Origin of the sequence: Streptomyces sp. Je 1-332 (assembly GCF_040730185.1) — a bacterium.
Taxonomy (GTDB): Bacteria; Actinomycetota; Actinomycetes; order Streptomycetales; family Streptomycetaceae; genus Streptomyces.
Genome location: NZ_CP160402.1, coordinates 7,106,265 through 7,121,028 on the forward strand (window position 1 = coordinate 7,106,265; position 14,764 = coordinate 7,121,028).

Annotated in this window: 10 protein-coding genes and 1 tRNA gene; 6 read left to right on the forward strand and 5 right to left on the reverse strand. The window is 68.7% G+C overall.

Going from position 1 to position 14,764, the window contains the following annotated elements:
- Positions 1 to 4: 4 nt before the first annotated feature.
- The gene (locus ABXJ52_RS31970; protein WP_367046801.1) at positions 5 to 814 is read left to right on the forward strand and encodes an ABC transporter ATP-binding protein; all 810 of its coding nucleotides are present in this window, start codon (positions 5 to 7) and stop codon (positions 812 to 814) included.
- Between the two features lie 207 nt (positions 815 to 1,021).
- Here the strand turns inward: ABXJ52_RS31970 and ABXJ52_RS31975 are convergent, their stop codons facing one another.
- The gene (locus tag ABXJ52_RS31975) at positions 1,022 to 1,900 is read right to left on the reverse strand and encodes a sugar phosphate isomerase/epimerase (protein WP_367049428.1); all 879 of its coding nucleotides are present in this window, start codon (positions 1,898 to 1,900) and stop codon (positions 1,022 to 1,024) included.
- 19 nt (positions 1,901 to 1,919) lie between these two features.
- A complete protein-coding gene (locus ABXJ52_RS31980; protein ID WP_367046804.1) occupies positions 1,920 to 5,444 on the reverse strand; it encodes a ThuA domain-containing protein in 3,525 nt (1,174 codons plus the stop codon).
- 354 nt (positions 5,445 to 5,798) lie between these two features.
- Here ABXJ52_RS31980 and ABXJ52_RS31985 point away from each other — a divergent pair, with 354 nt between their 5' ends.
- The 3 genes from ABXJ52_RS31985 (at position 5,799) to ABXJ52_RS31995 (ending at position 9,251) form a co-directional block, all read left to right on the forward strand.
- On the forward strand, positions 5,799 to 6,836 hold the full coding sequence (locus ABXJ52_RS31985; RefSeq protein WP_367046806.1) for an alpha/beta hydrolase: 1,038 nt from the start codon (positions 5,799 to 5,801) through the stop codon (positions 6,834 to 6,836).
- A 51-nt stretch (positions 6,837 to 6,887) separates the two neighbouring features.
- Entirely contained in the window at positions 6,888 to 7,268 is a 381-nt protein-coding gene (locus ABXJ52_RS31990; RefSeq protein WP_367046809.1) for an MmcQ/YjbR family DNA-binding protein, read from the forward strand.
- A gap of 657 nt (positions 7,269 to 7,925) precedes the next feature.
- On the forward strand, positions 7,926 to 9,251 hold the full coding sequence (locus ABXJ52_RS31995) for an MFS transporter (RefSeq protein ID WP_367049429.1): 1,326 nt from the start codon (positions 7,926 to 7,928) through the stop codon (positions 9,249 to 9,251).
- On the opposite strand, the gene ABXJ52_RS32000 is transcribed toward ABXJ52_RS31995, so the two are convergent.
- Both ABXJ52_RS32000 and ABXJ52_RS32005 read right to left on the reverse strand, forming a co-directional pair.
- Positions 9,217 to 10,131, reverse strand: a complete 915-nt coding sequence (locus ABXJ52_RS32000) for a transketolase (RefSeq protein ID WP_367046811.1) — start codon at positions 10,129 to 10,131, stop codon at positions 9,217 to 9,219. The genes ABXJ52_RS31995 and ABXJ52_RS32000 overlap by 35 nt on opposite strands.
- A gap of 73 nt (positions 10,132 to 10,204) precedes the next feature.
- Positions 10,205 to 10,912, reverse strand: a complete 708-nt coding sequence (locus tag ABXJ52_RS32005) for a transketolase (RefSeq protein ID WP_367046813.1) — start codon at positions 10,910 to 10,912, stop codon at positions 10,205 to 10,207.
- A 130-nt stretch (positions 10,913 to 11,042) separates the two neighbouring features.
- Between ABXJ52_RS32005 and ABXJ52_RS32010 the strand changes: the two genes are divergently transcribed.
- Positions 11,043 to 11,116: transfer RNA gene (locus ABXJ52_RS32010), tRNA-Pro, on the forward strand.
- 290 nt (positions 11,117 to 11,406) lie between these two features.
- On the opposite strand, the gene ABXJ52_RS32015 is transcribed toward ABXJ52_RS32010, so the two are convergent.
- Positions 11,407 to 13,677, reverse strand: coding sequence for a DUF262 domain-containing protein (locus tag ABXJ52_RS32015; RefSeq protein ID WP_367046816.1), 2,271 nt, complete (start codon positions 13,675 to 13,677; stop codon positions 11,407 to 11,409).
- 147 nt (positions 13,678 to 13,824) lie between these two features.
- Here ABXJ52_RS32015 and ABXJ52_RS32020 point away from each other — a divergent pair, with 147 nt between their 5' ends.
- The gene (locus ABXJ52_RS32020) at positions 13,825 to 14,184 is read left to right on the forward strand and encodes a hypothetical protein (RefSeq protein WP_367046817.1); all 360 of its coding nucleotides are present in this window, start codon (positions 13,825 to 13,827) and stop codon (positions 14,182 to 14,184) included.
- Positions 14,185 to 14,764: the final 580 nt, after the last annotated feature.

A 14,764-nucleotide genomic window follows, 5' to 3' on the forward strand; every position in this document is an offset into this window, starting at 1 on the left:
CAAGATGAGTGACGAGCCACGCGCGACGGCGGGGGCCCCTGCACGGGAGGCGGTACGCCTCGACGACGTCGCCGTCCGCTTCCGTACGAAGAAGAAGGACGTCACCGCGTTGCGGGACGTCTCGCTCGGTGTCGGCGCGGGCGAGTTCGTGGCGATCGTCGGGCCTTCGGGCTGCGGCAAGTCCACCCTCCTGAAGCTGATCGCCGGCCTCCTCGCGCCCTCTTCGGGCGGTGTGCTTCTCGGCGGCGAGCAGGTGCGCGGGCCCCGCCGCGACATCGGTTACGTCTTCCAGCGGGCGGCGCTCCTCGACTGGCGCACCGCACGCCGCAACATCCTGCTCCAGGCGGAGATACGAGGAATCCCGGGAGCCGAGGCACGCGCGCGTGCCGACGAACTGATCCGCATGACCGGACTCGGCGGCTTCGAGGACGCCTATCCGCACGAGCTGTCCGGCGGCATGCAACAACGCGTCGCGCTCTGCCGGGCGTTGCTGCACGAGCCCCCGGTACTGCTCATGGACGAGCCCTTCGGGGCGCTCGACGCGCTGACGCGCGAGCAGATGAACGTCGAGCTGAACCGGATCTGGCGCGAGACCGGAACGACGGTGCTCCTGGTGACCCACTCGATCCCCGAGGCCGTGTACCTGGCGGATCGCGTCGTCGTGATGAGCCCGCGCCCCGGCACGATCACGGAAATCATCGACGTCGGCCTTCCTGCCGAGCGTTCCTACGCGACGACGCTGGCGACAGCGGAGTTCCGCGAGGCCACCGGGCGTATCCGCGAGCTGCTGGGGGCGGTGTCCGCGCACGAGTGAGGCATGGTCGCCGCGACGGCCGGTGCGTACACCGGGATTCGATTCGGATTCCAGCGCGGCGACAAGAGCCAGCTGTAGTTGGTGACTACGTTGATGAACGAGCCCTGAAGCGACGCTAGTTCGGCCATCGCGCGCGACTGGCACCGTTGTTCCGTTGTGCCCAGGTGCGGCTGAGCCCCCTCGGGAGCCCAGCCGCACCCCGCGCGCTCAGTACCGCAATGCAGCCAGATACGCGTAACTGTTCCGTGCCGTGGCGAACGGGTCGGTGGGGCTGTCGTGCTCCACCAGCCACTGCTTGACGCCGCCCGCGTGCGCGTGGGCGAACATCGCGGCGAAGTCCAGCGTCCCCGAGCCGACGTCGGCGAAGCCGCCGTCCGGGGCCATGTCCTTCACATGGAGCGCGGGGAAGCGCCGGCGGTGCCGCACGAAGTACGTCGCCGGATCCGCGCCGCCCTTCGCCGCCCAGTACACGTCCAGTTCGAAGCCGACCAGATGCGGGTCGGTCTCGGTGACGAGGATGTCGTACAGGCTCGTGCCGTCCACCACCACATGGTCCGTGCCGTGGTTGTGGAACAGCACCGGGCCGAGTCCCGCGTCGCGTGACGCCTGCCCGATGCGGTTGAACTCCCGTGCCGCTTCCCGGAATCCGTCCGGCGTGTGCAGCGCGCCCGGCAGACTCGGCACCACCGGCCACTTCGCGCCGAGGGTGTACAGATCCTCCAGAGCCTGGGGGAGCCCGCTGCCCTTGAGTGTGTCGTACGCGACGTGTTCGAGTACCGCCTTCAGGTCCACCGCGTCGAGCATCCGCCGGATGTCGGCCGCGCTGTTCCCGTGCCGGCCGCTCACGCCCACCGTCGCGTAACCGATGTCGGCGAGCTGTTCCAGTGTGCCCGCGAAGTCCCGGGCGAGGGCATCACGCATCGTGTAGAGATGCATGCCGATGCCCCCGCGTGGGATGCGCCGGCACCGTGACGCGTCACCCGCGCGCGCGGGCAGTGCGGTACCGACCGCTGCCGCGAGCCCCAACGACGTACCGAGAAAGGCGCGTCTGGTCCCGTTGAGACCGTTTCTCTTCATGGATGTCATGGCTGTCATGGGTGCCCCCTCACTTCGCCGTGATCCGGACCGCGCCGGTCGTCGTGTCGCCCTTGTCGTCGGTGACGGTCAGATGCGCCGTGTACGAGCCCTTGCGCGCGTAACTGTGCTCGGCGCTGCCGCTCTCCGTCCCCGAAGGCTTGGCGTTGTCGCCGAAGTCCCAGTGGTACGAGGCCGCGGTGCGGCCCTCGGGGAGCTGCACCGTGCTCGTGAGTTTCACGGCGAGAGGCGCGGTGCCGTCGGCCGGGGCCGCCTTGACCGTCACCTTCGCGCCGGTGTTCTTCTCGACTCCGGGGCCGTTGAAGTGCAGCCAGTCGACCGTCAGGAGATCGGCCTTCTCCGGCGACCACTCGGGGTTGGTGAAGACGGCGTACAGCTTGGTCGTGCCGGCGTGGTCGGCCAGGTCGGTGGTCGGCGAGATGAAGTTGCCCCAGCCGCCCGTGTTCGGCACGCTCACCTTGCCGAGCAGCTTGCCCGTGGGAGACCCGGCGCGGAACTCGATGTCACCGCCGAGTCCCGCCGAAGCCGCGCCCACCGTCACGGAGTCGACGCCCTTGAGGTTCACCGGGTCGAAGGAGACCCAGTCGCCGTCCTCGATCTCGATGAGCCGCTTGCCGCCGGAAGCGTCCGCGCGATCACCGATGTCCGCCCCGCCGTGCGCGCCGCCGGTCGCGGTCCGGTGCTCGGCCTCGCGGTAGGAGGTCCGCAGCGTCAGCGAGGAGGAACCTGTCAGTGCGGGCACACCCGACGCGCCCTTGTCCTCGTACTGGGCCGTGATCCCGTAGTAGAGATTCTGGCCGGGCCCGTGGCTGTCGCCCGCGTCCGTCACGATCTCGCCCGCGCAGCCGGTGTAGTTGTCCAGCGGATGCAGATGGGTGTCGTGCCCGAGCTGGGACTGGACGACGACCCGCTTGCAGTCGATCTTCCCGTCCTCCTTGTCGGTCACCTTGATCTTGAACGGAATCGTGTCCCCGAAGCTGAACATCCCGCCGTTGGGCGGTTGCTGGATGGAGACCACGGGACGGGTGTTCCCGACGGTGACCTCCTGGACGGCGAGACCGCTCAGCTCGTCCGGGCCCGTGACCTTGAGCCGCGCGCTGAACTGCCCCTTCTCGGTGTACGTGTGCGTCGGGTTGGCCTCGGTCGAGTCCGTCGTGCCGTTGCCGTCGAAGTCCCACGCGTACGTGACGGGTTTGTCGTCCGGCAGCCCCGAACCCTCGCTGGAGAACTTCACCTCCAGGGGCGCAGCGCCGTTGTCCGGGGTGGCCGTGACCCGGGCGTCCGGCAGCCGTCCGTCCGCCACGTAGTCGATGCGGTAGATGCCCGCGCCTTCGTTGCTGCCGCCACGGCCCGTGCCGCTGCCGAGACCGAAGTCGATGACGTACATCGCCCCGTCAGGCCCGAAGTCGGCGTCGAAGGGCTGGTTCCATTTCATGTCCGGGAAAATGGAGTTGATCGAGTTCAGATCGCCCGCCTTGGCCGGCTCGAAGCGCGGATCGGTGAACGTCTGGTCCTTCTCCTGCATGGAGAAGACCTTGAACCACTGCCTGGTCAGCTCGTAGTTGAACCACTTCCCCTCGAAGTACTCGGGGAACTTCGTCTTGTACGTGTTGTCGGCGTCGTAGTCGTAGACGGGACCGCTCATCGGGCCGCCGCCACCCGTACCGAGTTCGGGGAACTGCTCGGAGGCGGAGTAGGCGTACCAGACGTCCGCGGCCTGGGCCGGCGGCAGATCACGCAGACCCGTGTTGTTCGGGGAATCGTTCACGATCTTCGCGCAGTCGAATTTCGCGCCGGACTTCTTCGTCGCGAAGTCGTAGTCGTTGAACGGGGTGTTGTTGCCGATGCAGTAGGGCCAGCCGTAGTTGCCCGCCTTGGTGATGCGGTTGTACTCGACGGTCCCCTCGGGACCGCGGTCGGCGACCGCCGCCTTCGCGTCGGGCCCGTAGTCCGCCATCAGCAGGGCGCCGCTCAACGGGTCGGTGGTGATGCGGAAGGGGTTGCGCATACCCATCGCGTAGATCTCGGAGCGGGTCTTTTCCGTTCCCGGCGCGAAGAGATTCCCGTCGGGAACGGAGTAGGTCCCGTCGTCCTTCGGTGTGATGCGCAGGACCTTGCCGCGCAGGTCGTTCGTATTGCCGGAGGTGCCCTGCGCGTCCCAGGCGCGGCGGCCTTCACGCTCGTCGATCGGGGCGAATCCGTCCGACGCGAACGGGTCGGTGTTGTCACCCGTCGCGATATACAGATCACCCTTCTTGTCGAAGGCGATGGAGCCCGCCATGTGCGAGTTCGCCCGGCCTTCACCACGGAAGGTGGGAATGGAGAGGATCCGTTTCTCCGTGGCCGGATCCACCTTTCCGTCCGCTTCGGTGAAGCGGGAGAGGTTGATGCGTTTCTCGGTCTTGTCGGAGTTCAGGAGATAGACCCAGTGGTTGTCCTGGAACTTCGGGTCGAGCGCGAGGCCGAGCAGCCCGTCCGACTGGCTCGTCATCTCGGGGGTGTAGTCGAAGTCGAGCGCCGTGGAGACCTTCAGCGTCTCCTGGTCGATGATCTTCAGCTTCCCGGTGCGCTGGACGAAGAACACCCGGCGGTCCGGGGCGACGGCGAGCTCGAAGGGGTCGGCCAGGTCGTTCGTGGCGAGCGGCGTGCGCTGGAAGGCGCCGGTCTTGGTGGCGGTGCAGTCGCCGGGCTTGTTGCCGGCGGCCCACTCGATGCCGCCGAGCAGGTGCTTGAGGAAACCCTCTTCCTGGAAGGCCGACTTGGCGTGCCCGCCCGCCGTGTACCAGGAGCGCCCGCCGTCGTAGTTCTGGCACCAGGACCACGGCTGGTCGACACCCTCGTCGAGGCCGTTCACGCCGTCGCGCACCTTCACCTGTGCGAGCGTGTGCACCTTCCCGGTCGGATTGGCGCGCCAGTTGTACCACTCCTCCGTGCGCTCCCAGAGCTCCGGGAGGCCCTTGGTGGAGGGGTGCGCGTGGTCGAGCACCTTGATCCGCCCGGTCTGGACCTCGGGGTGCTTGTCGAAGATCGCGCCGACCAGACCCTCGTACCAGCTCCAGTCCCGCTCGCTGGCCGACGCCGCGTGCAGACCGACCCAGCCGCCGCCCCCGCGGACGTACTTCTGGAAGGCCGCGCGCTGCGCGGCGTCGAGCAGGTCACCCTTCTCCGGGGTGGAGTTGGTGTTGTTGAAGACGATGGCCTGGAAGCGGGCGAGGTTGGTGTCGGTGAAGGCGGCCGCGTCGTCGGTGGCCTCCACTTCGAAGCCGTTCTCGGTGCCGAGCTTCTTGATGGCCTCGACGCCCGCGGGGATCGAGTCGTGGGGGAAGTTCGTGACCTTGGAGAAGACCAGGACACGGAAGGGGGCCGCCGCGGGCTTCGGATCCGCCTGGGCGGTGGCGCGGTGCGGCGCGGTGAGGCCGAGGCCGATGACGAGGGCCAGCAGGGCGATGAGCGCGAGCCAGGGGCTCGGCGTGGTGGGGCCCGGTCTCGACAGGGCGGGTCCGCGTCTGGGCGCGGTGGGACTCGTGGAACTCATGGCGCTCCCTGGGCTGGGCGGGTGGACGGCTGCCGGTAGCCGGGTGTGCGGTGAGTGCGAGTTACGGGGGGTGCGAGTTGTGTGTGGAGGGGGCGAGTTACAGGGGTTGCTGGTGTGGGTGGTGCCTGGCTTGGAAGGCGGGTTAGAAAGCGCTTTCCCGTGCGCGTTGTTCAGCGTAGGTTCCTCGCTGATGGGGGGTCAATGGGTCGGAAGGGCCTGGCGTGAGAAGGGAGTCACGGAGAGGCACTGGTATGAGGGCGCGTGTGCGGGGGAGGGTTTCAGGAGCAGGGGACCCAGCTCTGCAGAAGTCGATCAAGAGCCCATCCCAGATGTCGTACAGGGGAGCCTTTCGCAATGCCTGACCACGCCTCGACGCCCGCCCCTGCCGCGTACACCGCCGGACTCGTGAACGCGGCGGACGGCGTCCCCGTCGCCACGTACACCTGGCTGCCCGACGGCGGCAGGCCGCGCGCCTTCGTGCAGATCGCGCACGGCGCCGGTGAACACGCCCTGCGCTACGACCGGTTCGCGCGCCATCTGACGGCGCACGGCTACGGGGTGATCGCGTCCGACCACCGGGGGCATGGCGCGACGGCGCAGGCGACGGGTGGATACGGGGTGACGGGCTCGTCATCCGACGCGGGAGCGTCCGAGCCGGCGGCGGCTTCCGGGGCGGCGGCCTCCGGGGCGGCGGCTTCCGGGCCGGGGGCTTTCGACAGCTGGCGCGCCATCGTCGACGACCTCAAGGCGATCGGCGACCAGGTACGCACGCTGCATCCCGGAACCCCGCTCTTCCTGCTCGGCCACAGCATGGGCTCGCACCTGGCCAGGGACTACGCGCAGGAGTACCCCGACGGGCTCGCGGGCCTGATCCTCTCCGGCACCTTCCGCTCCCTGCCCGGCGTCGGGATCGACGAGTCGATCGTCCGCCTGGAGCGCGAGATCGCCGAGGACGGCCGCGAGTCGCTCTCGTCGTACCTCCCCGAACTCTTCGCGTCCTTCAACGATCCGTACCCGCACCGCACCGGTTTCGAGTGGCTCTCCCGCGACGAGGCCGAGGTCGACGCGTACGTCGCCGACGAGCGCTGCGGCTTCCCCTTCTCCGCCGGGCTCTGCCTGGACTGGGTGCGTGCGGTGCGCAAGATGAACGACCCGCGGAACATCGCCCGGGTCCCGGCGGACCTGCCCGTCCATATCGCCGTCGGCACCGAGGACCCCTGCAACCAGGGCATGACGCTGGTGCACGAACTCGTGGAGGACTACCGGTACGTGGGCCTGGACGACCTCACCTTGAGGGGGTACGAGGGAGCACGGCACGAGATCCTCAACGAGACCAACAGGGACGAGGTGCAGGAGGACCTGAGGTCCTGGCTGGACAAGCACGTGCTGTGAGGTGGGTCGATTCAGGGCGCCGCTGTCAGTGGCGTTGGCTACGGTTCAGACATGTCTCGAGCTCATGCCAAGGCCCAGGTCACGGGTGACGACGTCCGGCGTATCGCACTTGCCCTGCCGGACACGACGGAGAAGGTCGCCTGGAGCATGCCCACCTTCCGGGTGGCAGGAAAGATGTTCGCCACGCTCCCCGAGGACGAGACGTCCATCGCCGTGCGGTGCCCGAAGGAGGAGCGCGACGAGTTGGTCCTCGCGGAGCCCGACAAGTTCTGGATCGCCGACCACGAGGCGATGTTCGCCTGGGTGCGGGCACGGCTCTCGGCACTCGACAAGGACGAACTGACCGACATCCTCGCGGACTCCTGGCGCCAGGCCGCCCCCACCCGACTCCTGGACGCGTACCCGGAGTTGGGCCTCCCGCCGACGAGCTGAATCTCAACGGCCACTGTCAGTGCCGCGTGGCATGATCCGTGCAGGGTTGGAGAGCGAGGGGCTCGTGGGGACGACGGGCCTTCGCTGTCGACCGGGGAGGGCCAGTCGCCAGGGGAGGGAACAGCGGTGCAGTCAGGGGGCGGGGCTTCGGGGGCCGGTGACGGGGAGGACGGGGTCGCCGAACGCGGGTGCGGTGAGGGTGGGTGCGACGAGGGGCTCCCTGCGGAGGGGCGGGGCAGGGGCGCCCGGTCCGCTCGCGAGGCCGAGCAGGGCAGGGGCATCCGGTCCACGCGCGGGGCAGAGCAGGGCAGGGGCATCCGGTCCACCACGCGCGGGGCAGAGCCGCCGCCCACTGGTGGCGAGGCTTCCGCTTACGTGGCTGGGCGGACGCTGGCCGGTGGCGAGGCTTCGCCACCGGCGGCAGGCCGGGAGGCCAGGTCGGTGGCAGCGGGCCACCAGGCCACCGGGGCGGGCGCCGACCGTCAGGCCGCGGGGACGGGCGCTGACCGTCAGGCCGCGGGGGCGGGCGCTGACCGTCAGGCCGCGGGGGCGGGCGCTGACCGTCAGGCCGCGGGGGCGGGCGCTGACCGTCAGGCCGGGGAGGTGTTCTCCGACCGACAGGCCGGAGAAACGGTCTCCGACCGTCAGGTCGTCGGGGTGGCCACCGGCCGTCAGCCCGTGGGGTCATCCGCAGACCGCAACAGCATCTGGTCGCGGGACTTCGGGTTCTTCTTCGGTGCGCGGACCATCGCCAAGCTCGGCGACACGATGCTTCCCGTGGCGCTCGCCGCGGGGTTGCTCCAGCACGGGTACGGTGCGGGCGCCGTCGGGCTCGCGATGGCCGCCACGACGGTCTGTTTCGCCGGCCTGGTGATCTTCGGCGGGGTCTTCGCCGACCGGTTCAGCACCCGCCTGCTGATGATCGGCGCGGACGTGGTCCGCCTCGGCACGCAGTCGGTCGCGGCGGCCCTCTTCTTCACCGGCCACGTCGTCCTCTGGCAGATCTGCGTGATCGGCGCGGTCAACGGCGCCGCGGGCGCGCTCTTCCAGCCCGGCGTCGCCAGCACGGTCCCGCGTCTGGCGCACGACGTGCAGAAGGCCAACGGCGCGATACGGGTGGCCGAGTCGGCCGCGGCCCTGGCCGGTCCTGCCGTCGCGGGCGTCCTCGTGGCCTTCGCCTCGGCCGGTTCCGTCTTCGCGGCGCACGCGGGGACGTATGGTCTGAGCGCCCTGTGCCTGCTCCTGCTCCGTCTCCCGCCCGCGCTCCCCGGCTCGCTCCCGCACAGCAGCGGTTTTCGGGCCGATCTGGTGCAGGGCTGGCGGGAGTTCAGGTCCCGCACCTGGCTCTGGGGCGTCATCGCGATCTTCTGCGTACTGATGATCACGACCACGGGCCCGCTGACACCACTGGTCGCCACACTGGTCGTCCAGGAGCACGGTTCAGGGGCGTACGGCCTGGTGAACTCCGCCCTGGGCGCCGGCACCGTGCTCGGCGGCCTGGTCGCCCTGCGGCTGCGCCCTCGCCGCATGCTCCGCGCCGGTTCCGTGGCCCTGATCGGATACTGCGCGTTCCCGGCGGCCGTCGGCGCGCAGCTCGGCGTCCCGTTGATGGCCGCGGGCGCCGCGGTGGCGGGCGCGGGGCTCTCCTTCTGGGGAGTCATGTGGGCGACGAGCGTCCAGACCCAGGTGCCGCCCGACGTCCTCAACCGCATACACGCCTACGACGTCGCGGGATCGATCGCCCTGCTGCCGGTCGGCCAGGCACTCGCGGGCCCCGCCGCGAGTGCCTTCGGCGCGGAGCAGGTACTGATCACGGGCGCCGTGACCACGGTCTTCGTCTGCCTGGCCCTGCTGTCGGTACCCGCGATACGCGGGTTGGTGCGAGTGGACGGCCGAGCACCCGTCCAGGGCGGGGGAGCCCGTCCCGGACGGTCGGATCGAAAGGCGGCTATACGAGAGCCCGCGCCCCCAGGAACCCGGTGACCCGCTCCCGCAGCGAGCGGACGTCGAGCCCGTGCGCCGCCATGTGCTCATCGACCTGCCCGTAGCGGCGCAGCTCGGCACGCCCCACGCCGAGCCCGAGCACCCGGTGCGGCACATCGCCGAGCGCGTCGTTCGCGGCGGCGGTGGAGGTCCCGGCCAGATAGGGCTCGACGACCACGACATCGGCAACGGCTTCTGCCCCCGTCGCGCGACGCAGTGCCTCCGCGTCGAAGGGCCGCACGGTGGTCGCGTACAGGACGGTGAGATCGAGGCCCTCGGTCGCGGCAAGGACGTGGTCCAGCATCGGCCCGACGGCGACCACCACCCCACCACGACCTTCGCGCACCGTGAGGAAGCGGGCCCCGTCGACCGGCAGAGCCCGAGCATTCGACTGCACGGAGAGCCGGACGTACACCTTGTCGTCGCCCGCGGCGACCGCGTGCCGCAGCAGCGTCTCGGCCTCGTCAGGATGCCCCGGCACATGAACGGTCCACCCGTCCAGGGTGTCGAGGAGCGCCACATCGCCCGGCGACATGTGCGTGTAGCCGCCGGCGGGCCAGTCGAAGGAGGCGGCGGCGCTGACCAGCACGCCGCCCACCCCCTGGTGCCCGAAGTCCAGCTTCACCTGCTCGAACGGCCGCTCCACGAGAAAGCTCGCGAAGGTGTGCATCACGGGCCGCAGCCCGGCCAGCGCGAGCCCGGCCCCGGCCCCGACGAGCAGCTGCTCCCGGATCCCCACATCGACCACCCGCTTCGGGTGCTTGCGCTGAGCCCCCGCGAACCCGTCCGAACCGATCACGGCGAGGACGACGGCGACGCGCGGATCCTCGTCGAGCAGGCGCGAGAGGGTGGGGGCGAAACGATCACGCATGGTGTCCATGACGAAAAACTCCAAATCGGGCGAAGAAGCAGAAAGGAAGAAGCAGAAAGAAGGCCGTCGTGCGGCACGACGACTACGGGCCTTTCGGCTCGACCCGGGCGATGACGACGCGTGGCTGCCCGGGATGTGGGGCGGTGAACGCCGCGTACAGGGCGTCGTGATCACGCCCGTCGACGGTCTCGGCGGACCACCCGGCGGCCTCGAAGCGCGCGGCGATGCCGCCGGGCCTCGCGTGCCGGGCGGAGGCGTTGTCGATCACGACGGTGTGCAGCTGCTCGAGCCCGGCGGGCCCGGCGAAGGCGATGGCCTCGTGATTGCTGCCCTCGTCCAGCTCCGCGTCCCCGACGAGCACCCACACCCGGGCGTCCACGAACCCGCTCGCCCCAAGCCCCAGCGCCGTGCCGACCGCGATCGGCAGCCCGTGCCCGAGAGACCCGCTCCCGATCTCGACCCCCGGCACGAGCACCCGGTCGGGGTGGTGCCCCAGCGGAGAGTCATACGCCCCGAACCCCTCGAGCCACTCCACGGGCACGAAACCCTTGGCGGCGAGGACGGCGTAGTACGCCATGGGTCCGTGCCCCTTGGAGAGCAGGAACCGGTCGCGCCCGGGGTCGTCCACCTGCTCGGGTGTGACGCTGAGCACCCGGTCGTAGAGGACCCAGAGCGCGTCGAGGGTGGACGTCGCGGCGGGCCCGTGCTTCTCGTCCCCCGTCATCCGCCCCATGAGGCGGGGCAGGTCCGCGTATCCGTATCCGTGCGCGCGTTGCGTTGTCGTCGTCATGCCACAGAGCGTGCAACCTCAAGTCCGCTTGAGGTCAACAGTGCGGGAAAGGCGTGAGCGATCACGCCTCGGAGTGCGGTATTGTTTCGGTGCACGTTCGGCCAGGGGAAACCCCAGGTCACACGGGCACCGGGACGTGGCGCAGCTTGGTAGCGCACTTGACTGGGGGTCAAGGGGTCGCAGGTTCAAATCCTGTCGTCCCGACAGTGATGTCGGTATGAGTCGCAGCTCAGGGGCCATCTTCGGATGGCCCCTGAGGCGTTTCCGGGGACTGTTCGGTGGACGGCCGCAGGAAGACGTGGTTATCGCGGTCGCCCTCTCGCTTGAGCTGTCGGCGTGAAAGGGGTCAGCCCTCGCAGCCGTCGACGTCGTCCTCGCATCCGTCCACCTCGTCGGAGGCGATCGTGGTCAGGCGCCATGCGACGAGGCCCGTACCGTGACGCCGGCCGTTTCCGCGGTCTCGCAGTGAATGGCTGGTGCCCCCTCCTCCTCCGCTACCCCCAGTGCGACGTCTGGTAGCTCACCATGTCGTCGCCGTGGAGCTGGCGTGACGCGTTGCCGATGCGCACCCAGAACTCCGTCGCCGTCCGTCCGCCGTCCGGCTTGGCGAACACGGGTTTACCGGAAGCCGCTACGGAGACCACGCACACCTCATTGCCGTCGACGGTTTCATAACGGATCCGCACGACGCTCGCGGTCTGCTGGGACAGGCTGGTGTCCAGAAGTTGACGAAGCCAGAGTTCGTACCCGTCGTGGTTGCCCCGTGGTCCGAGGGTCTTCCAGTCCGAGCCGAGACCGAGGACGTTCCCGCTGTCGTCCACGCCGATGAGCAGCGAGCCACCCTCGGCATTGAGCAGGGCGCACACGGTCTTGACGATGACGTGCTCGAGCTTGCGGTCGATCTGCCCGGCCCTGATGCTCCACCGTGCCGTGGACTTGAACTCGACGGTCTGGGACTCGCCGGCCTCGATCAGATCTTCGACGGTCGCCGAGGGTGAGGGAGACCGGTCGTTCCAGAGCCGGCTGAATCCGTCGCGGATCACCTGAGCCATGAGCCCTCGGCGACGTTCCACGAAGGTGGCGTAGTCGAGCTGTTCCCAGCCGACGGGCAGCGCGTGCCAGTACGTCTGGCGCTTCAGCCGCTCGGGCCCCAAGTCGTGGATCATGGCGGACCAGTAGTCGACGGGGTTGCCGGTGCCGATCTTGACGTTCTCCGGCCAGTCCATGAAGGCCATGTTGGCAATCGCGTTGACCTGCCTGCTGTGGGTGATGCCCTGGTCCGCGAGGAAGGATTTCGGGAAGAGGTGGTGGCGCTCCACCGACCGCGGTGTGACCACGTCGGGTGTCATCACGTCACGGATCTTCAAGCCGCTGAACAGCAGCTCGGCGTCGAGCAGGTTGAGGGCGGCGTAGTACGCGTACAGCGCCGGCGACCGGGACGCTGAGGTGTCCAGACGGTTGGGCAGGGAAATCTCCCAGTAGTCCCCGGTGAAGTTGGACCGCACCATCCGGTCGAGCTCTGCGCGGAAGGCGTCAGGGTTGCCGGGCTCGAGCGCGGCGATGCGCGCGAGGTCGGCCTCCACCTGGCTCTCCGGGGAGGTGGTGTAGCGGCCGGTGGTGTGGGCCATGAAGAACCAGCGGCTGATGACTGCGCGCAGGGCCGGGTAGTCCAGGGCGAAGCGGCGGCGCCCGATCAACCACAGGATGTACGTGAAGATGACCGCGTTCTCCGACGTGATCATCCTGCGGCCCCGGAATCCGGCAGCGGTCAGGCATTTCAGGTACTCGTGCCAATTGGTCAGGTCGATGACGTCGTCGTGGGCCTGGCGAAGGAGTTCGAACTGCGCCCTGCGACGCTCGGGACTCACACGCCCGGTCTCCAGGTCCTTGCCACGCAGCATGCTGTAGACGTGCTGGAGCCGACCGCGGTTGAAGGCGAGCCCCACCCCGACCCGCAGCAACTGGTCAGGGCTGGGTTCCAGGTACGGGTTCCTCGGTGAGGGGCCCGACAGGGCGGGGTCGACGGCCGCTCGGCAGAAGGCTTCCAGTTCGCGTCGGCCCTTCTCCCAGTGCACCGACATCAACGTGAGGATGAAGTCTGCCTGGTTGAGCTTCACGCCTTCCGAGTTGATGCGGACGAACACCTCCGCCACCTGTTCCTCGTCGGCGGTCACTCCGAGTTCGATCACTTGGAACCGGAAATCGCGGAGGTCACGAACTCGGTCGACCCGCTCCTCCAGCAGGTCCTGCTCGCGGTCGCTCAACGTGCCGTCCCTGCCGTCGGCGAGCCGGTTGAAGAAGGTGCGGACGGTGGACTTGTAGCCGCCGTTCCACAGCGTCGTGATGTCGGCGATGAACTCGGGGTCCTTCTCGATGGCCGCGTCAGTGACCTCGAATGTCTCGTCGGACGGGCGGAACGCAAGACGGATGCGGCGTTTCTCGAACGTCTTGGTGATCACGTGCTCTCCGGTCAGCACAGCGAACAGGGACGTCAGACGCTGCTGTCCGTCGACGACCAGCAACCGAGGGACGCGATCACTGTCGCGGCCGCCGATCTGCCGCGTCCCGACCTCGGCGCCGGTTTCCCAGAACATCAGCGTGCCGACCGGGTAGCCCCGGTACATCGAGTCGAAGAGGTCTCTGATCTTGGCGGTGGACCAGACGAACGGACGCTGGATGTCCGGGAGCGCGATGCTGCCGTGCTTGATCTCTTCGATCAGATGCGACAGGGCGTAGTTGGTGTCTCGGTACAGCGTCGCCGCCATGCTCACTACCTCCAGTGACCGGAAGCGGGGTAACGCCGTCATCCCGAGACGGCGACCGCGTACTGATTTCTATCAACTACCGCTACCCGCGTCCCGGTTTCGCGTCGACGTCGTCCTCGCATCCGCTGGTGATTAGAATCTTCTCTCATGTCGAAGCCTGACGAACTGCTCGTTGACATCGCCGCCCTGGTGGAGTCCGGGCAGAGCAATCAGATGTCCCTGACCGTGGTCGCCTGTGGCGCTGTCATCACGGGCCGGCTGGCTCCAGAATCGGTCTGGAGGCAGCGGGTGTCGGAGGTTCTGGCGGACTCGGCCCGCCTGAGCGATTTCTCCGCCATGTTCACCGCCGCGGCGCGTGGCGAGGGGCCGCCGAGGTACCTGCATTTCCACGTGGCCCGGATTCTGCAGGGCACGGTGGGGATCCCGGAGACCGGTGGGATGTACCGCGTGGCGATCGAGGATGTCAGCGCCTGGACCATCGGCGACTTCAGCTACTCCGACCACTGATCCGGGACTTCAGCTACTCCGACCGACCACTGATCCTGGACTTCAGCTACTTCGAACAGCGAGCCCGGACTTCAGCCGCCGAACCGCTGAGGGCCGGGCGCCACCCACGCGTTGAGGGGCCCGGGCGCCTTATGGCACCCGGGCCCCGAAGGAACTGCTACACCATCTGCCGACCTTGGAACTGCGTCGGCCTTCTGTTTCCGCAAACCCGGCTGGGATGCTGCCGGGGGTACGGGGATCGCGGTTGCTTGACCGAAGACCACCTCGCTATCGATGTCCTGCGGTACCCGGACTCAGGACTTCCGTCCGGGCGATCCTGATGGCGCCTTGCTCCTCCGTTCTTTCCCTCTGATCTTGCTGACTTGCTGAGCGGGAACTACAGGTACTGCGGTACTGCGTACTGCTCACGGCGGCCCCTGATCACCGCGGGCCGCCCGGTCCGGTCGTCAGCCCGTCGCCGTCCTGCGACTGCTCTGGCTTCGAAACTCCACCACCGCACCGTCCTGCGAACTGCTTGTACTGCTTGCACTGCTTGTACTGCTTGTACTGCTTGTACTGCTCGGAACTTCCTGTACTGCTG

What these genes read in the sequence shown, in the direction of transcription:
- ABXJ52_RS31970 (WP_367046801.1), top strand. Translation starts at nt 5, where the DNA reads ATGAGTGACGAGCCACGCGCGACGGCGGGGGCCCCTGCACGGGAGGCG.
- ABXJ52_RS31975 (WP_367049428.1), bottom strand. Translation starts at nt 1,900, where the DNA reads ATGACATCCATGAAGAGAAACGGTCTCAACGGGACCAGACGCGCCTTT.
- ABXJ52_RS31980 (WP_367046804.1), bottom strand. Translation starts at nt 5,444, where the DNA reads ATGAGTTCCACGAGTCCCACCGCGCCCAGACGCGGACCCGCCCTGTCG.
- ABXJ52_RS31985 (WP_367046806.1), top strand. Translation starts at nt 5,799, where the DNA reads ATGCCTGACCACGCCTCGACGCCCGCCCCTGCCGCGTACACCGCCGGA.
- ABXJ52_RS31990 (WP_367046809.1), top strand. Translation starts at nt 6,888, where the DNA reads ATGTCTCGAGCTCATGCCAAGGCCCAGGTCACGGGTGACGACGTCCGG.
- ABXJ52_RS32000 (WP_367046811.1), bottom strand. Translation starts at nt 10,131, where the DNA reads ATGGACACCATGCGTGATCGTTTCGCCCCCACCCTCTCGCGCCTGCTC.
- ABXJ52_RS32005 (WP_367046813.1), bottom strand. Translation starts at nt 10,912, where the DNA reads ATGACGACGACAACGCAACGCGCGCACGGATACGGATACGCGGACCTG.
- ABXJ52_RS32015 (WP_367046816.1), bottom strand. Translation starts at nt 13,677, where the DNA reads ATGGCGGCGACGCTGTACCGAGACACCAACTACGCCCTGTCGCATCTG.
- ABXJ52_RS32020 (WP_367046817.1), top strand. Translation starts at nt 13,825, where the DNA reads ATGTCGAAGCCTGACGAACTGCTCGTTGACATCGCCGCCCTGGTGGAG.